22 protein-coding genes, 1 tRNA gene and 1 riboswitch are annotated in these 20707 nt (G+C 58.6%); of the genes, 10 read left to right on the plus strand and 13 right to left on the minus strand.

Going from position 1 to position 20707, the window contains the following annotated elements; all coding sequences use genetic code 11:
• Positions 1 to 12 precede the first annotated feature (12 nt).
• From PSK12I2_RS0107640 to PSK12I2_RS0107650, 3 genes are read left to right on the plus strand one after another with little or no spacing between them, the layout of a single operon-like run.
• Positions 13 to 1386, plus strand: a complete 1374-nt coding sequence (locus PSK12I2_RS0107640; RefSeq protein ID WP_084222074.1) for an integrating conjugative element protein — start codon at positions 13 to 15, stop codon at positions 1384 to 1386.
• Positions 1387 to 1388: 2 nt separating this feature from the next.
• Positions 1389 to 1751 (plus strand): hypothetical protein, encoded by a 363-nt coding sequence (locus tag PSK12I2_RS0107645; RefSeq protein ID WP_156930131.1) that lies wholly within the window; start codon positions 1389 to 1391, stop codon positions 1749 to 1751.
• A gap of 9 nt (positions 1752 to 1760) precedes the next feature.
• Complete coding sequence (locus PSK12I2_RS0107650; protein ID WP_027597930.1) at positions 1761 to 3341, plus strand: conjugal transfer protein TraG N-terminal domain-containing protein; 1581 nt, start codon at positions 1761 to 1763, stop codon at positions 3339 to 3341.
• A gap of 33 nt (positions 3342 to 3374) precedes the next feature.
• On the opposite strand, the gene PSK12I2_RS25445 is transcribed toward PSK12I2_RS0107650, so the two are convergent.
• Positions 3375 to 3740: a DUF3742 family protein gene (locus PSK12I2_RS25445; protein ID WP_084222075.1), complete on the minus strand. Its 366-nt coding sequence runs from the start codon at positions 3738 to 3740 to the stop codon at positions 3375 to 3377.
• Between the two features lie 265 nt (positions 3741 to 4005).
• On the opposite strand from PSK12I2_RS25445, the gene PSK12I2_RS24565 reads away from it, so the two are divergent.
• The 3 genes from PSK12I2_RS24565 to PSK12I2_RS0107665 all read left to right on the plus strand — a co-directional run bounded on the left by PSK12I2_RS24565 (position 4006) and on the right by PSK12I2_RS0107665 (position 6440).
• Positions 4006 to 5376 (plus strand): IS3 family transposase, encoded by a 1371-nt coding sequence (locus PSK12I2_RS24565; RefSeq protein WP_081049679.1) that lies wholly within the window; start codon positions 4006 to 4008, stop codon positions 5374 to 5376.
• 151 nt (positions 5377 to 5527) lie between these two features.
• Positions 5528 to 5588, plus strand: a riboswitch (Fluoride riboswitch).
• A 107-nt stretch (positions 5589 to 5695) separates the two neighbouring features.
• A complete protein-coding gene (gene crcB, locus PSK12I2_RS0107660) occupies positions 5696 to 6079 on the plus strand; it encodes a fluoride efflux transporter CrcB (protein ID WP_027597932.1) in 384 nt (127 codons plus the stop codon).
• 10 nt (positions 6080 to 6089) lie between these two features.
• Complete coding sequence (locus tag PSK12I2_RS0107665) at positions 6090 to 6440, plus strand: DUF190 domain-containing protein (RefSeq protein WP_027597933.1); 351 nt, start codon at positions 6090 to 6092, stop codon at positions 6438 to 6440.
• 165 nt (positions 6441 to 6605) lie between these two features.
• On the opposite strand, the gene PSK12I2_RS0107670 is transcribed toward PSK12I2_RS0107665, so the two are convergent.
• From PSK12I2_RS0107670 to PSK12I2_RS23855, 4 genes are all read right to left on the minus strand, one after another.
• A complete protein-coding gene (locus tag PSK12I2_RS0107670; protein ID WP_027597934.1) occupies positions 6606 to 7769 on the minus strand; it encodes a TDT family transporter in 1164 nt (387 codons plus the stop codon).
• A 129-nt stretch (positions 7770 to 7898) separates the two neighbouring features.
• Positions 7899 to 8273 carry a hypothetical protein gene (locus tag PSK12I2_RS0107675; protein WP_027597935.1) on the minus strand — a complete coding sequence of 125 codons (375 nt, stop codon included), beginning with the start codon at positions 8271 to 8273 and terminating at the stop codon, positions 7899 to 7901.
• Positions 8274 to 8305: 32 nt separating this feature from the next.
• Positions 8306 to 9766: a YncE family protein gene (locus PSK12I2_RS0107680; RefSeq protein WP_037007585.1), complete on the minus strand. Its 1461-nt coding sequence runs from the start codon at positions 9764 to 9766 to the stop codon at positions 8306 to 8308.
• A 5-nt stretch (positions 9767 to 9771) separates the two neighbouring features.
• A complete protein-coding gene (locus tag PSK12I2_RS23855) occupies positions 9772 to 10125 on the minus strand; it encodes a DUF305 domain-containing protein (protein ID WP_051398701.1) in 354 nt (117 codons plus the stop codon).
• Between the two features lie 130 nt (positions 10126 to 10255).
• Here PSK12I2_RS23855 and PSK12I2_RS0107690 point away from each other — a divergent pair, with 130 nt between their 5' ends.
• The 4 genes from PSK12I2_RS0107690 (at position 10256) to PSK12I2_RS25450 (ending at position 14726) form a co-directional block, all read left to right on the plus strand.
• Positions 10256 to 10768, plus strand: a complete 513-nt coding sequence (locus PSK12I2_RS0107690; RefSeq protein ID WP_027597937.1) for an RNA polymerase sigma factor — start codon at positions 10256 to 10258, stop codon at positions 10766 to 10768.
• Positions 10769 to 10797: 29 nt separating this feature from the next.
• Positions 10798 to 11520 (plus strand): anti-sigma factor, encoded by a 723-nt coding sequence (locus PSK12I2_RS0107695; RefSeq protein ID WP_108576350.1) that lies wholly within the window; start codon positions 10798 to 10800, stop codon positions 11518 to 11520.
• Positions 11521 to 11730: 210 nt separating this feature from the next.
• Positions 11731 to 13596: a MobH family relaxase gene (gene mobH / locus PSK12I2_RS0107700; protein WP_027597939.1), complete on the plus strand. Its 1866-nt coding sequence runs from the start codon at positions 11731 to 11733 to the stop codon at positions 13594 to 13596.
• A gap of 380 nt (positions 13597 to 13976) precedes the next feature.
• Entirely contained in the window at positions 13977 to 14726 is a 750-nt protein-coding gene (locus tag PSK12I2_RS25450) for a site-specific integrase (protein ID WP_371100415.1), read from the plus strand.
• A gap of 176 nt (positions 14727 to 14902) precedes the next feature.
• On the opposite strand, the gene PSK12I2_RS0107710 is transcribed toward PSK12I2_RS25450, so the two are convergent.
• From PSK12I2_RS0107710 to tolR, 8 genes are all read right to left on the minus strand, one after another.
• Positions 14903 to 14978, minus strand: a tRNA-Lys gene (locus PSK12I2_RS0107710).
• A 59-nt stretch (positions 14979 to 15037) separates the two neighbouring features.
• Positions 15038 to 15712 (minus strand): 7-cyano-7-deazaguanine synthase QueC, encoded by a 675-nt coding sequence (queC, locus tag PSK12I2_RS0107715; protein WP_027597941.1) that lies wholly within the window; start codon positions 15710 to 15712, stop codon positions 15038 to 15040.
• Between the two features lie 2 nt (positions 15713 to 15714).
• A complete protein-coding gene (queE, locus tag PSK12I2_RS0107720; protein WP_027597942.1) occupies positions 15715 to 16365 on the minus strand; it encodes a 7-carboxy-7-deazaguanine synthase QueE in 651 nt (216 codons plus the stop codon).
• A 71-nt stretch (positions 16366 to 16436) separates the two neighbouring features.
• Entirely contained in the window at positions 16437 to 17264 is an 828-nt protein-coding gene (gene ybgF, locus PSK12I2_RS0107725) for a tol-pal system protein YbgF (protein WP_027597943.1), read from the minus strand.
• A gap of 6 nt (positions 17265 to 17270) precedes the next feature.
• A complete protein-coding gene (pal, locus tag PSK12I2_RS0107730; RefSeq protein WP_007160328.1) occupies positions 17271 to 17792 on the minus strand; it encodes a peptidoglycan-associated lipoprotein Pal in 522 nt (173 codons plus the stop codon).
• A gap of 59 nt (positions 17793 to 17851) precedes the next feature.
• The gene (tolB, locus tag PSK12I2_RS0107735; RefSeq protein WP_027597944.1) at positions 17852 to 19150 is read right to left on the minus strand and encodes a Tol-Pal system beta propeller repeat protein TolB; all 1299 of its coding nucleotides are present in this window, start codon (positions 19148 to 19150) and stop codon (positions 17852 to 17854) included.
• Complete coding sequence (gene tolA, locus PSK12I2_RS0107740) at positions 19147 to 20250, minus strand: cell envelope integrity protein TolA (RefSeq protein WP_037006956.1); 1104 nt, start codon at positions 20248 to 20250, stop codon at positions 19147 to 19149. The genes tolB and tolA overlap by 4 nt, the downstream gene beginning before the upstream one ends.
• Positions 20250 to 20696, minus strand: a complete 447-nt coding sequence (tolR, locus tag PSK12I2_RS0107745) for a protein TolR (RefSeq protein ID WP_007160331.1) — start codon at positions 20694 to 20696, stop codon at positions 20250 to 20252. The genes tolA and tolR overlap by 1 nt, the downstream gene beginning before the upstream one ends.
• Between the last annotated feature and the right edge of the window lie 11 nt (positions 20697 to 20707).

The raw sequence follows: 20707 nt of genomic DNA on the forward strand, positions 1-20707 counted from the left end.
GAGACGTCGATCATGAATACCTCTCGCCTCACCCAGCTGGCCAGCACCTGCCTGGCCGGCCTTCTTCTCGGCAGCGCTGTCCAGGCGGCCGATCCCTACCGTGTGCAGTCGCAGGGCAGCGTCATCGGTGACGATGTGCTCTACAGCGTCGGTGGTGGTAATGCCGTATCGATGGGCAGCGTCGGCAACATGGACAGCATCCAGATTGGCGGTGGCTGGAACACCAATCTGATCTGCGGAAACATGAGCCTCACCAACACCCTGCAAAACCAGCTCAACGGTGCCACCCAGGGCTTTCAGACCATCATGAGCACGGTGCTGCAGAACGCCACCGGCGCCGTTGCTTCCCTACCCGGCTTGATTCTGCAGCGCGCGAACCCAGGCCTGTACAACCTCATCACCAACGGCATTGGCCAGGCACGTCTGGACTTCGATCGCTCGAAGGGCACCTGCCGCGCGATCGCCGACAAGATGCTCGACGTCGCCGGCAGCCAGGTCGGCTGGAACAAGCTCGCCGAGGGAGAGGCGATGAAGTCGGCCACCGCCGGCACCACCGATGCGGTCGCCGCGATCAACCAAGTCGAACAGAAGAGCGGGAATGACGGCGTTACCTGGGTCGGCGGGAGCAAGGCCGGCGGCAGTGGCCAGCAGCCCATCAAGGTGGTCGGTGACGTTACCAAGGCCGGTTACAACATGCTCAGCGGCCGCTCTCCTACCGCTACCGGCTCGATTCCGGCTAGCAGCTGCAACGGCGGCCTCGTCTGCAGCACCTGGTCGTCACCGCAGGAAGCCGCGACCTTCGCCACCCGGGTTCTGGGCGAGCAACAACAGCAGACCTGCGACAACTGCCAGAAGACGGTGACTCAGGCCGGTGTGGGACTTACCCCGCTGATCCAGGAGACCTACGACACCAAGCTCAAAGCGGTGAATGCGCTGATCGCCGGTACCCAGCCGATGACCGCCGAGAACCTGGCAGCGGCTGGCAGCAACTCCATCCCGATCACCCGCGGCATCATCGAGTCGTTACGTACCGAGCAGGACCAAGACGTGCTGGCCAAGCGGCTTGTGTCCGAGGTCTCGCTAGCCGATGTCATCGAGAAGGCGCTGTCGCTGGTCCGTACCTTGACCGCTGGCCGACAGGAGCCCAACGTCGCCGCTAACCAGGTCGCCCAGACGCAGGTCGACCAGAGCGCTGCCAACCTGCAGGCAGAGATCCAGAACCTTAAGACCGAACTGGATATGCGCCGGGAGCTGGCCGGCAACTCGCCCACCACCATCCTGCAGCGCGCATCGATCCGCAAGGACGCTTCAAAGGGCATCTTCCAGGGTGATCCGCTGCCGAATCGCCTGGATCGCACCGAAAATCCGGCGAAGAAGGGCGAATGAGCATGACGACCTCTTCCTGGACTCAGCGCGTTCGTGCCGGCTTCCGGATCGGCCGGCGTGGCCTTCGTCTCTCCTGGTCACTGCTGTGGCCCTTCCTACTCGCGGTCTGTCTCGCCCTGGCCTTCGTCCTGGTCGCGGCCTGGGGCTTCGGCGACCTGCAGAGCTATCGGCAGTGGCAGGCCGATAATCACACCCACTTTCTGGTATGGCGGATCTGCCTATACGCCGGTCTGGTGAGCTTCTGGTGGCCATGCCGGAAGCGCCTTATCGCCGAGGCCAATGATCGCGGACGTCTCTATCGCTGCGAAGTGATGGCCGTATTGGTCATCGGTCTCTTCGAATTGCGCAATGCCGGCATGCTGTAGGAGATCGCCATGCAGCTCTATACCAACGACTACCTCGAGTACTACCTGACCCTGGTGGGCTGGATCATCAACAGCGGGATCTGGGAGACGATCGGCGGGACAGGTCTGTTTGCCGCGCCGTTCGCCGCCATCATCATTCAGGAGTGGTTGCGCGCCCGCGGCGAGGGCCAAGACGAAGGCAACAAAGGCATCCTCAGCTTGGCCAGGATCGAAAATCGGTTCTATGCAGCCATCTTCGTCATAATGCTGGGGCTCATGCCGTCCACTGCAGCGACTATCAGCTTCTCGACTATCCAGTACGACCAGACACGGTCTAAGCAATGCCAAGTCGACGTACCCAAGCCTGACGGGACGGGCTGGGCGACGTCCTTCAGCACCCTCAACGGCAAGAGCGCCCAGGTACCGGTGTGGTGGATGGTAATCCACGCGCTGTCCAAGGGTGCAGCCGCGGCCGCCGTGGCCAGCATTCCCTGTGGCCAGGACCTGCAGCAGCTGCGCATGGAGGTGAATGCCGAGCGGATCGACAATCCCCTCCTCGCCCAGGAGGTCGCAGACTTCACCAACGATTGCTACGCCCGGGCTCGCGCCAAGCTGTTCATGACTCAGCCCACCCTGACGGACAAGCAGTACCTGGACGTGAGCTGGATCGGCTCGAAATATTTTCTCAGCACTAGTGGCTACTACAGCGATGGCAGCTCAGGCTTCCGCTCCCATACGCCACGGACGGCCTGGCCCTACGATGCAACTCGGGACGCAGGTCTGGCACAGACGACCGGTGGCGGGGGCTACCCCACTTGTACCCGGTGGTGGTCAGACGGCTCAAAAGGGCTCAAGGCACGACTGCTGGCACAGGTTGAACCTGACACCCTCACCAAGCTGGCCAAATGGGCGAGCTTCATGTCTCAGGACGAGGTGAGTGACTCAGTGATTCGGGACCTGGTGTCACCGAAGAAGCAGACGCTGACGCAGGGGCAGGTGTACGGGGACTACGGCGGCCAGATTGGCAGCTCGCTTTACAACGACGCCGCCAGGGTCACAGCTGGCCTAGGACAGGCAGTGGGATCGCTCGCGTACTTCCCGGCCATGGACAGCATTCGTCAAGCCGCGCCGATGGTGATGGCCTTCCTCAAGATGGCGTTCATCATCTGCATCCCTATCGTGCTGGTACTGGGCACCTATGATCTCAAGGTGGCCATGACGCTCACCTTCGCCCAGTTCGCATTGATCTTCGTAGACTTCTGGCTGCAACTGGCCAGATGGGTCGATAGCACTATCATGGACGCTCTGTATGGCACAGGGATCTACAAGGTGAATAACACCGCACCACACGCCAATTTCGATCCCATCATTGGCCTGAGCAACATGCAGGGAGACATGCTGCTGAACTATGTCATGGGTGCGATGTTTTTGATCCTGCCAGCGTTTTGGATGACAGCTGTTTCTTGGACTGGCTTCAAGGTGGGCGGAGCTTTGGATGGACTGGGCAACGGCACTAGATCAGCTCAGCAGCAGAGTGGATCCATAGGTGCAACAGCCCAAAGTAAGGTCACTGGCGGGATGGTATCGAGCGCAACTCAAAGCAAGGAATAGTTGAGACGTGGGTCGGACGTAACGCCTGACCCACTACTTAACGTTGTGATCTCGCACACCGAACGCATCGTAGAAACCATAGCCCTGATCGCCATCCTTCCACCCTACCGACTGGATAGATGCAGAATTTTGAGATGAATCATCAGCGTTGCTAGAGCTGATTAACTTAAGGGCGAATACAGCTACCAGTAGGCATCCGACGATAAAAAACAGCCCGAGAGACAGGAAAGCAATCCCTCCTACCACCGCAATGCGCAACAACCACTTCAAGCGAGCTGCCATGGCGGTCGGAACGCCACCACCGCACAACATGGTAAAGAAGCGAGATTCAAGGCTAAGGAGGCCAACGACCAACTTACCCAACCCTTGACCTATAGAATTCGCAGCTGACTTTCTCATGATTTGCTTAGCCCCAAATGCTCGATAGGGATTGCGTTATGACATCATGTATACGCCCCAGCTCACTAGCCTGCAACAGCTTTGTCGTGCTAAAGCCCTTCGAGAATTGAGTTTTTTGTCACATCATTCAAGGATTTAGAGGCGAAAATGGGCTGGAGCAAAGGAGGGAATGGAAGGGGGCTCCAAGGGTAAAAGCCCTACCAGAAAGGGCTCCGCAGTTGGTGAAATGACCCCCGAAAGTTGGACGCTGCCTTGAAGGCGTACCATGCCCAAGTACTCTCTAGCGTTCAAATTGAAGATCGTCGCTCAGTACCAAAAGGGCGATTGCAGCTACGGCCACCTCGCTAGGGTGCATGACGTCAGCGTGGTGCAGGTAAAAGGATGGATTGGCGCCTATGCCAATCACGGAAAAGCGGCTCTACAAAAGCGTTATCGTTATCACAGCATCGATTTCAAGATCGAGGTGGTGCGACAGATCGTCGAAGGCCTATCAATCCGACGGGCTAGTGAGCGATTTAGTCTCAATCGCTCCCAAATGCAGCGCTGGGTCGATGCGTGGCAGAGGTATGGTATCGAGGGGTTGGCCAGCAAACGCAGAGGTGACTCCTTGCCCCTTCTTCCCGTTCCAGATCCATCCGCTTTCAAGCCCCACATCGCAAACCCAGTCCGAGAGCTGGAAAAGCAGGTTGCCTATCTGCAGGTCAAAAACGCCTTTCTGCGCAAAGCCATGAGCTTGGGTCTCAAGGACAGTGACCTGGACAATCAGCAGAAAGCACTTATCGTGCAGGAGTTGCGGTCACGATATCCACTTGATGCGCTTCTTCAGGGAGCATGTCTTCCTCGAAGCAGCTTCTACTACCACCTCAAGGTCACTCGCCAACCAGACAAACAAGGTGCCCGCAAAGAGAGCATCCGGACGATGTTCGCGCATCATCGGGGTCGCTATGGCTATCGCCGCATCACGCAGGCGCTACGCAATCAGGGGCAGCAGATCAATCACAAGGCAGTACAGCGGCTGATGGGCGAAATGTCGTTAAAGTGCACGCTGCGACGCCGTCGCTATCGTCCATTCACAGGGCCGGAGTCCTGCGTGGCGCCTAACCTGCTGGAACGCCGCTTTACCGCACCGCAGCCCAATCAGCGGTGGGCGACTGACATAACGGAGTTTCGTGTCAATCAAAACCGGCTATACCTGTCACCGATTCTTGACCTCTTCAATAAGGAAATTGTGGCTTTCGAGATAAGTGAGCGCCCATCGTTCGAGATGGTCTTACGTATGTTGAAAGACGGATTGAAGACCCTTCGGCCTCATGAGAAACCGCTCATCCATTCCGATCAAGGCTGGCACTATCAATACCCTGCCTACCAACAGCTGATCCGTCAGCATGGACTGACTCAGAGTATGTCAAGGCGAGCCAATTGCCTCGACAATGCGGCAATGGAAAGCTTTTTTGCAGTACTAAAATCTGAGCTTTTCCACTGCAACAGGTTCTCAAGCGTAGAGGAGCTGGCAGTAGCAATTCGGGCCTATATCGACTACTACAATAAGGAGCGAATCAAATTGGCACTGGGTGGGCGCAGTCCAGCTGAATATCGTCTGGCAATAGCGAAAGCTGTGAATACCTGTGACGAATAGGACGTTTGCCTCATAGCTACCGCAGAGTCGATCGGTTTCTAGACCCTCGGCGTTTGAGGAGTGCAGGCATGCTCCGGGTCTCAATAAGCAGTGGCAGGCATGTCGGCTTCAAGAACGAGCCATCTTCAAAGTCATCTGCTGCGCTGCTATGATCCGCTAAGGAGATGGCATTCCTCCTCAAACCGCCTCGTGCTGATGATGCCTACGTAACCCCTTGGCAGGGTGCGTAGGTGCGCCCTGTCTTTTTCGAGGACAGCGCTATGCACCGACCATATCCCTCCCCGGCCCCTAGTCTTCCATTCCCCTTGGGAGACGTTCCATGCTGAAGCCGCTCATAGCCATCGCACTCGGTGCGACCTTGGGTGCCTGGCTCCGTTGGATACTGGGCTTGAAGCTAAATGCCTGGTTCCCGTCGCTCCCGCCTGGGACGGTCGTTGCGAATCTTGTAGGTGGCTACATCATCGGAATGGCCGTAGCCATCTTCGCTGCTTGGCCCGGGATTGCGCCTGAATGGCGGCTGTTTCTGATCACCGGATTTTGCGGCGGCTTAACCACCTTCTCGACGTTTTCTGCTGAGACACTGATGCTAATCCAGCAAGGAAGGCTGCTCATGGCGCTGACTGCAATCAGCGTTCATGTCGTGGGGTCCCTGTGCATGACAGCCCTGGGTATCTTGACCATCAACCTGCTGCACCCACGCTAAAGGCAATAGCATGAACGACTATCTCGTTACGTTCTATACCGAACAAAATCGTCGCCATGAACATCAGCAGATTGGAGATTGGCTTCTGGATCTTGCTAAAGAGCTTCACCTAAGTGGCGCAACGTTGTCAGTGGCGGCTGAAGGCTTTGGCCAAGATGGAAAACGCCACTCCGCTCATTTTTTTGAGCTTGCCGATCAGCCCATCCAGGTAACGATGGCGCTGACTCAAATTCAACACGACATGCTGTTTCAACGCCTCGAATCGGAAGACTTGGCACTGTTCTACATCAAGACGCCTGCCGAGATTGGCACGGTAGGACGCCACCGCCCTTCCCAAGAGACAGAGTCATCCTCGTCCTGAGCTGACGCACCTTTGAATCGGTTAAGGCGGCCGCGGTAACCAACGGCATCAAGGGATGGCTTTCACTGAGCCCCATTTGCGGACTCATCAGCTCACTCGTCGTAGAGAGTGGGCTGATGGTCCTAGCTTGGTAGCGTTGCTCAGCGAGGCGCCACCTAATCGACCTCATTTGCGTGGTTGCAGATGAGCAATGCAAGGCGAGACGAACAGCGTCCCGCGGTAGGCACCGGCTAGGGTGCGTCCCGCGACCACCGCCCACAGAGCAGTCAAGGCGACGACCAAAAAGGCACCGAAGACGGTAAGGAAACCTGACCCAAGCGTGCTTCCCAAACGTAGCGTCGTGACGGCATAGACGCCCAGTGGAAAAGTAAAACCCCACCATCCCAGGTTGAAAGGGATGCCGTGGCGCGCGTACTTCAGCGTGATCAGTATGGCAAGGCTCATCCACCACAAGCCGAGTCCCCATAGTAGGATCCCGCCAATTACGCCTAGCCCCTGCGCGACGGCGCCAATTCCGGCCATACCGTGAGCAGCGAAGATGACCGGCGCGTCGCTGCCCATCACGAGCAGACCCAACGCACCTGTACCAATGGGGCCAAGCGATAACCAGCTCGATGCAGCCATGTTCTCGTGAGGCAGCTTGTGCAGTGCCATCCGCAATAGCAGGATCACGAGGACACTTAGGGCGACAGGTACCGAATAGGCCCAAAGCACATAGCTGGTCACCAGCACGGTGAATTGGTGCCCGCCATCGGCTAGGTGCGGTGCCAACAGCCCGCCACTGGCAGCGGCCACTTCGGCGGCTACCACAGGTAGCAACCATACCGCCGTCATTTGATCGATGCTGTGCTGCTGACGAGTAAACATCAGGTACGGAATCGCTACTCCGCAAACCAGTGCCATGGCCGCATCGACCCACCAAAGTCCGGTGGCAATCGTGACAGCCACCTCACCCCATCGTGGCAGCCCAAAGATCAGCATCCCGTTGATGATTGTTGCCAACCCCATCGGAATGGTGCCGAAGAACATCGATACGGTGGAGTGGGCAAAAATTTGCTTGGCTTCGTTGTAGAACAAGATCCAGCGAGCGGCATACAAGCCGCTGAATAGAACGAAAAGCAAAATGTTGAACAGCCACAGTCCTTCGGCGATCAGACGCAAGCCGGGTACCGACGCGGGAAAACTCGCTAAGGCGATTGCCAAAATACCGGTGCCCATCGTTGCCGCAAACCAGTTGGGGGTGAACTGGCGAACGACTTCGAGCGGCTGCTTGAGCTGGCTGAGCGGCTTGCCGCCGGTGCGCAGGGCTATAGCATCCTTTAATGTCATGAGGTGAGCTCCGCTGAAGAATGCAAACAGTCTAGCCCGGCTCGATTATCTGAAAAATTGAATATGATATAAAAAGTAATCTACTAAATAGATAAGCAGTCCCCGCTGTCCGCAGGGACTGCTCCACGATCAAGGCTTCGCGACGTGCCAGACTTGATTGACACCTTCACCGGTCGTTTCACCGGGCTTGCTGTCCTTTACCCAGGTATAGAGTGGCTGCCCCTTATAGGCCCATTGCTGGCTACCATCCTCACGCTGTACTACGGTATAGCCGTCACCGCTCTTGGCCCCTGCCGGTGCCATCAGCGGCGGCCAGTTCTTGGCGCACGGGCCGTTGCAGGCGGACTTACCCTCGCTGTCCTTGGTGAAGGTGTAAAGCGTCATACCCTTTTCATCCACAAGCACCTTACCCAAGGTGGTGTCGCCAACCTTGGCGGGCGTGGCCGCCACGGCCAGCCCTGTCATGGAGAAAATGGCAGTGGCAATCAACACTTGTCTGAGCATGCTGGACCTCGATGGTTATTGGTTATTGGTTATTAGTATTTCGATTGGAGCACTTGCACTTGCACGGGAGCACCTGGCGCATCGGCTGCACCAGGTGCGATGACGAGGTAGCGCTGTTCATCCGCCTGGGATTGCTGAACCAGTTGGCGTATCGGTCCTACCGCATTCACGATAGCTGCGCCGGCGGGATTGGTTTGAAAAGCGGCGAGAGACTCAAGAGCGCCGCTACCGTCTGCATGACGAGCCAACGCTAGTACATAGGGCTGCTTGGCCACCAGGCCCGTAACCGAGGCCTGCAGGACCTGAGTCAAGCCCTGGTCGAAAAGTGTCACCTGAGTGGTATGACGTTCGTGTTGACCCGGCGGAGCCAGGGCGATCTGAATACTCTTGGCGGCGCTCCCTAACGGCTTAAGATTTGCCAGCCCAGCGCCCTGGGTAGCGGCGCGGGGAACGTAGACCAAAGCCTGGGGCGCCTGCCCCACGGGTACAGTGGTTTCAACGCTATTGGTCAGCGTATTGATGACGGCCACACTGTCAGCATTCTCTAGTCCCACGTACAACCGCGTGCCATCTCCTGACGGCCAGAGACCGTGGGGCAAAGCGCCAACAGGAATGCTGGCGACTTGGCTGAAATCATCGGTTCGGAAGACCTTGACTCGATTTTCTCCGCCTACCGTTACATAGGCGAAGCTTCCGCGGGCATTGCGAACCAAGTTGACGTGATTAGTGATCGCGCCAGTATCAAGCGTCTTAATCAAGCTGAACGGCGGTTTGGCTGCGAACACCTGGGTCTTACCGACATCTTTTAGGGTGAGCCAGACCTGTTGGCCATCTGCAGACGCAGCGATGTTGGGGCAGAAGGGACTCGCCTGAGCGACGCGGCCAACAATTCGATGCTCGGCAACCGAAACCACTACGGTTTCCGGAGTGAACGAGGAGCAGACGTAGCCATAGCGGCCATCAGGGGAGAAGATCTGCATGCCAGGGCCTGGCGGTACGCCAATTCGCGTCTTCTCTTTGAAAGTCACCGGGTCGATCACGGCGATATAGTCCTCGCCCCGTACCGTGACCCAGAGCTCTTTGCCGTCAGGGGTGAAAAAGGCTTCATGAGGCGCGCGACCCAGATAGGTTTTACCCTTCACCTGGTTGTTGGCGGTGTCGATGAAGGACACGGAGTTCGAGCCTATCGCTACGACGGCCAAGGTTCGCCCATCTGGCGAAAATCCCAAGCCATGCACCAGTAGCTCGCCCTTGTACAAAGGACTCAAGTTCTTGGGTTGGCTGTCGCCTAGGGTGATGACGCCGAGCAATTTTTCCGTGCTGGGATCAATCACCGATACCGTGTTGGAGAACTGCTCCGCCGTATACACACGGTCTTGGGAACTAATCGTGATGTCCGGTTGTGCAGCAGCACGCGGAACTTGACCGGCTGAAGCGGTGCAGGAGATTACTAACAACACAGCGGCGAGCGGGGTGAGCGACAATCGAGGCATGAGGATTACCGAGTTGGAGAGGCGGGCAATTCAGAAAGCGCCTGCTGCATGACGGCGATTTCCTGTTGTTGGGTGACAATGATCTCTTGGGCCAGACGGCGTAGGCGTTCGTTATGGCCATACCGCAATTGGATCCGTGCCATTTCGATCGCACCCTGGTGATGTGCCGTCATCTGGGTCACAAAGTCGCGGTCTACGTTGCCACTGCTGGGCTTGTGCATCGCGGCCATCATCTGATCCATGGCCTGACGGTTGTCGGCCTGCGCCGTGGCGGCGCTGCTATCAGGTTCGGCCCAGGCAATGGGAAGCACGAGCACCAGAAGGGTGACTGCCAACAACGGGTGTTTGACTGAAAACACGTGGCGCTCCAGCAGACTGGTGAGTTTCCAATGCAGACGTTTGTACGGTCTGGGTTATTCCATACCTACAAAAATAAAAATTGTGGGGAATAAAAGGTCAGCTCAAGCGTCTGTCAGCGATACCAGGGGAATGTCCATGCTTGATGACGCCATGCTTTCTCAGCTACTACCGTCTCTGCGTCGCTTCGCAAGATCGCTTACTCGTCACGAAGCCAGCGCCGATGACTTGGTCCAGAGTTGTCTAGAACGGGCGCTTACGCATGGGAACACGCGCTGTCCCGCCGGTGATGTGCGAGCCTGGCTGTTCACCATCCTGTACCGCCAATTCGTTGATGGCCGACGTCGTGAGCGCCGCTATGGTCGTCTGTTGGAGTGGCTGGGATTCCAAGAGGTCCCGGTTGAGCCTTCGGCTGAGACGATCTATCTGGATCAAGAAGCGTTGACGAATCTTGAGAGACTCAATGACGAACAGCGTGCCCTGCTGCTGTTGGTCGCGGTGGAAGGCATGAGCTATCGCGATGTATCACAGGCGCTTGGCATTCCACTGGGAACCGTCATGTCTCGTTTGGCGCGGGCACGCGCGGCCTTGAGACAGATCCACGAAAGTCCTTTGGCTACCGCCGCTTTGCGAGTATTGAAATGATGTATCGACCTCCTACTCCTGAAGAGTTGATGGCTTATGCCGACAATCAGTTGGATGCGCTGCGGCACGAGGAGGTGATGCGCTATCTTGCAACCCATCCGGAAGATGCCGCACGGGTAGCTGATATCCGCGAGCAGAATCGTCGGCTACGGCTGATTTTTTCTCCCGTGCTTGAGCCTTTACCGACACACCTTATGCCAGCAGTCGTGCGACACCGGATAGTCGCCAGACGTAAAAGACGTATGACTTATCTCGCTTCGCTAGTGCTGACGTTAGGCCTGGGTAGCGGCTTAGGGTGGCAGGCACGGGAATCGATGCTGCGGCGGGCGCACGTTCCAATGGCGGATGCCGTGGAGGCTTATCGACTATTTGCGAGCGCCGAGGGGCGGCCGCCAGTCGATGTAACCGGCCAGGACGGTGCGATTCAGCATTGGCTTGAAAGGACATTTGTGCAGGCGCCCGCCCTCCCTAACCTGGAGCGCTTCGGCTTGATCCCAGTGGGTGGTCGTCTCATGGCCACGGACACCGGCGCCGCCGCGATGGTGCTCTACCGGGATACGAAAGGGCGCCAAGTGATCTTCTATGTGCGGCATCCCAACAGCCAGCGCGACGTTGGCCACGGATCTCGTAGGGAAAGCGATGTTACGGCTGACTATTGGTCAGGACAGGGCTACAACTTTGCGTTGGTGAGTCCTAGCGAAGCATCGTTTGATACCTTGCGTGAGGCGATCTCGCAGAGGCCACCTCTCTAGTTCCCGTTCAGACCAGTGCTCGTTGCTTGAAACCAACCCTGTCCAACATTTGGGGGTCATTTCATGGCTGCGAAGAGCAAAGGGTGCCCAGGCTCCCAGGCATAGTAGCCATCCGCCGGCCCAACCTTCTGAGCCGTGATAGCGGTTTACCATTGTTCGCTCACCGCTGCTGATCGACAACGCAGGCCCAAGAACTACCAAGGGCATGCCATGTTCGATCTATTTTTCAGGAAGAAAGCCCCACCCTTAGCGTCTCCAGGCCCCGGCAAACAGGGCTTTACCCAGCCGTCTGCAGGCAAGGATCTCCTGGCGCTCCCCCGCCGGCAGAAACTCGTCGAGAATATCTGGCAGCGGACGTCGCTGTCCCGCGAGCAGTTCGCCTCACTCTATCGGGATCCTCTCGGGCGCTACGCTGACCTGGTCCAGCAGCTTCCAGCTTCGGAAAACCACCACCATGCCTATCCCGGGGGCCTGCTCGACCACGGGCTGGAGATCGCCGCCTACGCACTGAAGATCCGGCAGACCTACCTCCTCCCCATCGGCGCACCACCTGAGTCACAAGCAGCCCAGGCCGAAGCGTGGTCAGCAGCGGTAGCCTACGGCGCCCTCCTCCACGACTTGGGCAAGATTGCCGTCGACATCGAGGTCGTCCTCGAGGACGGCAAGCCATGGCACCCCTGGCACGGTCGCATTGAGAAGCCCTACCGCTTCAGATACGTCAAAGGTCGCGACTACCAGCTTCATGGCGCTGCCTCAGCACTCATTTACTTCCAGGTGCTGCCGCCCCACGTGCTGGACTGGCTCAGTGGCTACCGCGAGCTATGGTCATCGCTGATCTTCGTCTTGGCCGGGCAATACCAGCATGCCGGCGTACTGGGCGAGATGATCGTTCAAGCAGATCAGGCGAGTGTCGCCCAGGAGCTCGGTGCCAACCCGCAACGTGCGATGGAAGCCCCCAAGAATACGATCCAGCGTCAACTGGCAGATGGGTTGCGCACCCTGGTCACTGAGAAGTTCAAGCTGAACCAGCCAGATGGGCCCTCGGATGGGTGGCTGACCCAGGATGCGCTATGGCTCGTCAGCAAGCCTGCCTCAGACCAGCTGCGGGCACTGATGCTCTCCCAAGGCGTAGAAGGTATCCCAACGTCGAACGCCCCATTCTTCAACCTGATCCAGGACCAGGCCATCATCCAGGTCAACGCTCAGGGCAAGGCTATCTGGAAGGCAACGCTCGACACCGGCCACGGCTGGAAGAACACCTTCACCTTACTCAAGGTCTCCCCCGCGTTGATTTGGCCAGATCCTGCGGATCGACCAGCTCCATTTACGGGCACTTTCACACTCGAGCAGCCGGAAGACACCGAGCTAGATCAGCAGCGGCCTACACCCGTGAGCGATATCGCTACGCCATCATTCCCGATACCACAAAGCGTGACTCATGTCACATCTTCACAAGAGGTGCCCTCATCGGAAACACTGCCGCCGCCCGCATTCCAGACCAGTTTAGACCCCATGGACGAGACCCTTGCACTAGCAGATGAGCTCTTTGGTGAAGCGGCTCCATCTCTAGAAACTTCAACTTCCCAGCGGCTCCCTGACGCCGCCCGAAACAACTTCACTGATTGCATCGCCGAGCATTCAGCTGAAGAGGCAATTTCGGCCAAGGACACAGCTGATATCGGCCAAGCTTTCATAGCTTGGGCGCGGCGGGGCGTGCTTTCACACACGCTGGTGATCAACGACGCCAAAGCACTGATTCACACAGTGGATGGCACTGCGTTTCTCGTCAGCCCCGGATTATTCAAGCGCTATGCCTTGGAGCATCCTCACCTCCAGAGGGAAGCCAAGGCGAGAGGGATTGAAACCTGGCAGCTGGTTCAACGCGGATTTGAAAAACTCAAAACTAACCGGAAGACACCGGACAATCTCAATATATGGACATGCGAGGTAATCGGCCCGCGAAAATCCAAACTGCTCAAAGGCTATCTTTTGAAGGACCCTGGTGCAATCTTCACGCATCCGCCATTCGATAATATTAGCCTGCGATTGCAGGATATGGGAGCTAGCGAAAATTGAATATCGTCGATATCGCTAGCGAATACAATGATACTCACGACCTCAGGCCAGCAACTAAAGTTATCTACCTAGCAGCAGCCCGGGCATTAAGCAGAAGATTTGGCGATGACGTCGAACTCGAAAAACTCCATCATAGGGATGTTCTGATCTGGCGCAAGGAGGCCTTGGATTCAGGCCTAGCAAAGCGCAGCTGGAACACATACGCGAGCCATCTGAAAACTCTTTTCAGGTACGCCATTTCTCATGACTTACTGAACACTCGCAAAAACCCCTTCACTGACACCTCTGTAGTTCCACCTAGAAAGCGGAAGAAAACTGTGCCTCACGAGGCCATCACCCAGGGTCGCAACCAGCTTATTAGGTTACAAGAGATAGAACGGGTGTCAGGCGAAAGAAGCAGCATAACCCCTGCCTGGTTCTGGCTGACTGTCTACGAGACATTTCACCACACCGGGATTCGCCTAAATTCCCTGCTAAGCTTACAGCGTCGAGACATCTGCCTAAAGCGTAGAACAATGAATATTAGAAGCGAGGGGGACAAGACTCACAAAGAATTTCTCTTACCGATTCCTGGCCCATTATACGAGCACATAGACCGACTTGCAGCCTGGGCAGACTCCTTGCATTTTAAAGCCACCGATCAACTATTTAACGTCAATAGATTCTCGACGCACTACAGACGAGAAACTATGGATATAAATCAGATCGAATCCATGTATAGAAAGCTTACAGCAATAGTAGGAACCCGGATGACTCCGCATCGGTTCAGGCACACATTAGCGTCTGACCTGATGCGACAAGCTGATCGCAACATTCACGTAGCCAAAGCCCTGCTGAACCACTCCAGCATCGCTACCACCATGGAATACATCGAGACGGATCCGCACCAGATGCGTCATGTCCTGGAGGAACGTGCTGACAAGACTCCGAGGAACCTGATAGCCCGTATTGATCACAGCCCCCGCCAATACCAGGAGAGTCGACCAGAGGCGTTGAAGCAATTCTCTCCTTTGCCCTCGCAGCAACCGGCGAGCCTCCTCGGACCTTCCGCACCAGCAGCCTTCGATCAACTCGCAGAATGGATTAGCAATGGGGCGCGACCGCTCACATCGGCAGTGAGGCGTGGATAACTGCATAGCAAAGATGAATGCAAGATTGCGGCCAGGCCAGACGGTGTCGGGCTCAGGGCGCTAGCTGATTCAGTTTGACATCATCAAACCACGAAGCTAGATTCCGCCACAGACGGCTGCTTGTCTGAGCTGAGGGAACGCAAAAACCCTCCATTGCGGAGGGTTTCTGGTGAAGATGGTGGGTCGTGTGGGATTCGAACCTACGACCAATTGGTTAAAAGCCAACTGCTCTACCGACTGAGCTAACGACCCGTTAGTGGGCGCCATTCTAGCGATTTTCTCAGGAGAATCAACACCCTAGATGAAATTTTTTACTGATAGCGCGTAGGATCGGAAATTCCAGCGGCCTTGAAGCCTTCGGCGCGCAGGCGGCAGCTGTCGCAGCGACCGCAGGCCTGGCCTTCATCGTCGGCCTGGTAGCAGGAGACGGTCAGGGCATAGTCGACGCCCAGCTGGCTGCCAGCCTGGACGATCTGCGCCTTGGAAAGGAACTGCAGCGGGGCTTCGATCTTGAAGGAATCCCCTTCCACACCGGCCTTGGTGGCGAGATTGGCCAGGCGCTCGAAGGCTTCGACGAACTCCGGCCGGCAATCCGGATAGCCGGAGTAGTCCACCGCATTCACCCCGATGAAGAGATGACGGGCACCGAGCACCTCGGCCCAGCCCAGGGCCAGGGACAGGAACACGGTATTGCGTGCCGGCACATAGGTGACCGGGATGCCCTCGCCCGGGGTCTCCGGGACGGCGATGTCCGGGTCGGTGAGCGCCGAGCCACCGATGCCATTGAGATCCAGGCCGATCACCTTGTGCTCGACGACGCCCAGCTGGCGCGCCACGCGTTCGGCGGCTTGCAGCTCGGCGCGATGGCGCTGGCCGTAGTCGAAGCTCATGGTGTAGCAGGCGAAGCCCTGGGCCTTGGCCATGGCGACGATGGTGGCGGAATCCAGGCCGCCGGAAAGAAGGATGACCGCTTTAGGCTGACTCATGCTCAGTGTCCCGGTTCGTCGTTCCAGAGAATCTTGTGCAGCTGCAGCTGGAAGCGCACCGGCAGGTTGTCCGCCACGATCCACTCCGCCAGCTCACGCGGCGCCACCTGGCCATGGCTGGGCGAGAACAGCACCTCGCCCGCCCGTTGCTCCAGGCGATACTCGATCAGCTTGGAGACGGCCCAGCCATAGTCCTCGCGGGAGCAGATGACGAACTTGACCTGATCGTTGGGCGTCAGGTGGTCGAGGTTGGCGTACAGGTTGCGCCCCACCTCCCCCGAGCCCGGCGTCTTGAGGTCGACGACCTTGCTGACACGCCCGTCCACGCCACTGACATCCAGGGCGCCACTGGATTCCAGCGACACCTCGTAGCCGGCGTCGCACAGCTGCTCGAGCAGCTTGAGGCAGTTGGGCTGGGCCAGCGGCTCGCCGCCGGTCACGCAGATGTGCCGCGGCCGGTAGCTCGCGACCTGCTCCAGGATGGCATCGAGATGATGGATCTCGCCGCCGGTGAAGGCATAGGCCGTGTCGCAATAGTGACAGCGCAGCGGGCAGCCGGTGAGCCGGACGAAGACGGTAGGAAGACCGGCGGTGCGGGCTTCACCCTGGAGCGAATAGAAAATCTCGGTAAGACGTAGGGTATCTTTTTGCATGGAAGCCACGGGCGTGACGGCTACACAGGCCATCCGCCTCCGTTGCGGTAGATAGAAGAAAAAAGCCTGCGCTAGGGCAGGCTTTTCAGATCCCGCTGCGCCAGTTGCGCAGCGGAGGTTCCGGGATATTGGCTGATGACCTGCTGGTACATGCCCTTGGCCCGATCGGTGCGGCCGAGCTTCTGCTCGACGCCACCCAGTTTGTACAGCGAATCCGGCACCTTGTTGCTGGTGGGATAGGCCTGACTGACCTTGGCGAAGGCCTGGCCAGCAGCCTGCAGATCGCCCTTGGCCAGATTTACTTCACCCAGCCAGTACTGGGCATTGCCCGCATACTGACTATTGGGATACTTGCGCAGGAAGGCATTGAATGCCTGGCTGGCTTTGTCGAAATCCTTGGCCTTGATCAGATCGAAGGCAGCGTCGTAGTACAGCTTTTCCTTCGCCGGATCGCCCGGTTCACTGCTGGCGGCCGGTGCCCCTGCGGAAGCAGGCGGCGTCGGCGCATTGTTGGCCGCGATGGCACCACTCTGGGCAGCACCGGCAGCGGCTCCGGCGCCCGCATTGGCAGGCACGGAAGAAAGCTGGGAAATACGGCCATCCAGATCCTGGTAACGATCCAATCCTTCCTGCTTGAGCTGGCGGATCTCGTTTTCCTGAACCTCGACCTGGCCACGCAGGCGAGCGATATCGTCCTGCATCTGTTGCAACTGCATGAACAGTTGACCCATGCCGGAAACGGGAGCCCCGTTTCCGGCACTGGCCGCGCCTGCATTGCCATAGCCTTGCCCAGCGGACTGGGCAACGCCATAACTACCATCCTGTACGGGAACCTGAGCCCCGGCGACAACCGGTACACCAAGGGTCAGGGCGATCAAGAACTGCAGGCGCTTGGACATCGTTTATTACTTCTTCAGCTCGACGCGACGGTTCTGAGCCCAGGAAGCTTCGTCGTGACCGACGGCAACCGGACGCTCTTTACCGTAGGAAACCAGCTCCAGCTGAGCCGGGGACACGCCCTGCAGCACCAGGTAGCGCTGAACGGCCTTGGCACGACGCTCGCCCAGAGCCAGGTTGTACTCGCGGGTACCGCGTTCGTCGGTGTTGCCTTCCAGAACGACGCGCTGGCCGCTGGCCTTCAGGTCACGAGCGTGAACGTCCAGAGCGCGCATGGCTTCCGGCTTCAGGTCGGAGCTGTCGTACTCGAAGTAGAAGGTGGTGATGGCGCGCAGAGCGGCTTCGTCGCCCATGCTGCCGTCAACGGCACCCGAGTTGGCGCCGTAGCCAGCGTTCGGGTCGACAGCACCGGCACCAGCGCCAGCACCAGCGCCTTCACCGGAGGCGTCGCCGCCCTTGGAGGAACAGCCCACGGCCACGGCCATGGCCAGAGCCAGTGCAGCGAACTTGCCGAATTTCAGCATTTCCATCATGTAACTCCTAAAAGAACCGCAATGTTGGTGTAACTAAGGACTTTTCTAATTAGCCGTCAGTTCAGGTAAGGAGACCAGGAAGGCTCGCGCACGTCACCCTGGGCGGTGGGAATCGGAATCCGGACGCGACCATTGATGGAGACAAGCATCAGGACGCCTCGGTCCTGCTGGCGGGTGGCGTAGATTAGCATGGTGCCATTGGGCGCAACAGTGGGCGAGTCGTTGAGGCTGGTGTTGGAAAGTACCCGCACAGAGCCGCGTTGGAGGTCTTGTGCAGCGATCTGGAAGTTGGTGAAACCTTCCTGGCGATGCACCATGACCAGCGTCTTTTCATCCGCCGAAAGTTTCGGGTTGGCGTTGTAGTTACCGACGAAAGTCACGCGCTCAGCACCCCCGCCATTGGCGTTGGTCTTGTAGATCTGCGGCTTGCCGGAACGGTCTGAGGTGAAATAGATGGTCTGGCCATCCTTGCCCCAGAAGGGCTCGGTATCGATGGCCGAGTCATTCGTCACACGACGAATGGCACGCGAGCCGAGGTCCATCACGTAGATCTCGGGGTTGCCGTCCTTGGACAGCACGAAGGCCAGGCGATTGCCGTCGGGCGAAAACGCCGGCGCGCCATTCAGGCCTTCGAAGTTGGTCAGCTGCTCGCGGCGACCGGTGTCGATGTACTGCATGAAGATGCGCGGGCGCTGCTGCTCGAAGGAAACATAGGCGATGCGCTTGCCATCCGGCGCGAAACGCGGCGACAGGATCGGCTCGCGCGACTGCAGCAGGGTAACGGCACGGGCACCGTCATAGTCGGCGCGCTGCAGGGTGTAACGGGTGTTGGTGGCGGAGAAACGCTCGGCGGTCACATAGAGGATGCGCGTCGAGAAGGCACCCTTCACACCGGTCAGCTTTTCATAGGCCTGGTCGGAGATGAAGTGGGCCATGTCGCGCAGCTGATCGGTGCCGCCGCCGACGTTGCCGGTCAGGACCTGCTGTTCGGTGGAAACGTTGAACAGGGCGTAGTTGATCTGCAGCCGACCGCCATTGGGCACGATGTTGCCCACCAGCACGTAGTTGGCACCCAGGGCCTTCCAGTCACGGAAGATGACTTCGCTGGCCTGGCTCGGCTGGCTCAGCATGTTCTGGCGCGGAATCGGCGAGAACACCCCGGAATTGCGCAGGTCGTCGCTGACGATGTTGGCCAGGTCTTCCGGCAGTGGCTGACCACCCTGCCACCCGAAGGGCACGACGGCGATCGGGATGGCGCGATCGCTACCGCTGGAAATCACCAGCGGATCGGCCGCCTGGGCGGAGCCCACCACCAGGACCAGGCCCAGCAGGATGTAACGGATCAGGGTGTTCACAGACTCAGGTCCTCCGGTTTGAAGATCATGCGGCGCTGACGATACAGCTGATCGAAGGTCTTGCGATCCAGCTGCTGCAGCTCACGGATACGACCGACGTTACGCACGGCCGATACCGCTGAATTGTCAAACTCCTTGTTGCCACTGGAGCGGGTCACCGTCGCGCTGGTGATGGTGCCGTCCGGCAGCATGTTGATCTGCACCTCGACGCTCATGCCGTTGCGCGCCGACTGCGGACGCGTCCACTGCTCGCTGACCAGCCGCACGATCAGGTCATCGAAACTCGATGCCACTTCGTCGCCCTGCTCTTCGGCCAGGGCCTGCTGCCGCTGGGTATCATCGGACAACAACTCGGCCAGGGCCTGCGCCTTCTTGTCTTCCGCTGCCTTGCGCGCAGCCGCCTGGGCAGCCTTCTTCTTGGCGTCGTCCGCCGCTTTCTTCTTGGCGGCCTCCGCAGCAGCCTCTTTCTTGGCCGCCTCGGCAGCAGCCTTTTGCTTGGCTTCTTCGGCCGATTTCTGTTTGGCTGCCTCTGCCGCAGCCTTCTTCGCCGCTTCCTCGGCCGCTTTCTGCTTGGCCGCTTCGTCAGCCTTCTTCTTGGCGATGTCCGCCTGCTTCTTCTGCTCGGCGGCCTGCTTGGCTTCCGCAGCCGCCTTGGCGGCCTCGGACTGTTTCTCGGCCTCAGCCTTGGCTTCGGCGGCCTTGGCCGCCGCTTCCGCTTGCTGCGCCTTTCGAGCGTCGTCGGCTTTCTTTTGTTCCGCGGCCTGTTGCTGGGCTTCCTTCTGTTGCTGAGCCGCCTTGGCCGCCGCCGCTTCACGCTGGGCTTCCTGTTGCTGACGACGCTGCTCCAGTTGTTCCTGCTCGTACTGCTTGGCCGCGGTCTTCTTCGCCTCCCCCGCCAGTTTCTGCTCGGTCTGCACCTGCGCCGAACTCTTGGATTTGAGCTGGACCAGGGTCGCCTGGACGACCGGACGCGACTGGGGCAATTCAGGGGTGAAGGCGAAGCTGACAAACAGCAGGCCGAAGATCAGCACATGCAGGGCGACTGCCCAGATGACCGGCCAGAAATAACTTTCGGACGACGAACGCTCGCGGTGTCGCATCAAGGCGCCTCGGTAATCAACCCGACGTTGGGGACGCCGGCCTGTTGCAAGGCACCCATGGCGCCGGCGACGACGCCATAGTTGGCGGCCTTGTCACCGCGGATGAACACCTGGGTGTCCGCACGCTGACGCATGATGGCACCGACCTGCTGACTCAGTTGCGGCAGGGACACCGCGGTGGAGGACTTGGCCTTCTGATCGGTATCCACCTCGGAACCGACGTTCCAGTAGTAGGTACCGTCGGCTTTCACCGAGACGGTGAGGATCTGCTTGTCGTTGTCCTGCGGCAGGGCCTGGCTGTCGACCTTGGGCAGGTCGACCTTGACGCCCTGGTTGAGCATGGGCGCCGTCACCATGAAGATGACGAGGAGCACCAACATCACGTCGATGTAGGGCACCACGTTCATCTCGGCGACGGGCTTGCGTTTCTGGCGGCGAGGGACCATGGGATACCTCT

The organism is Pseudomonas sp. MOIL14HWK12:I2 (assembly GCF_000510745.1).
GTDB classification, from domain to species: Bacteria; Pseudomonadota; Gammaproteobacteria; order Pseudomonadales; family Pseudomonadaceae; genus Chryseomonas; species Chryseomonas oryzihabitans.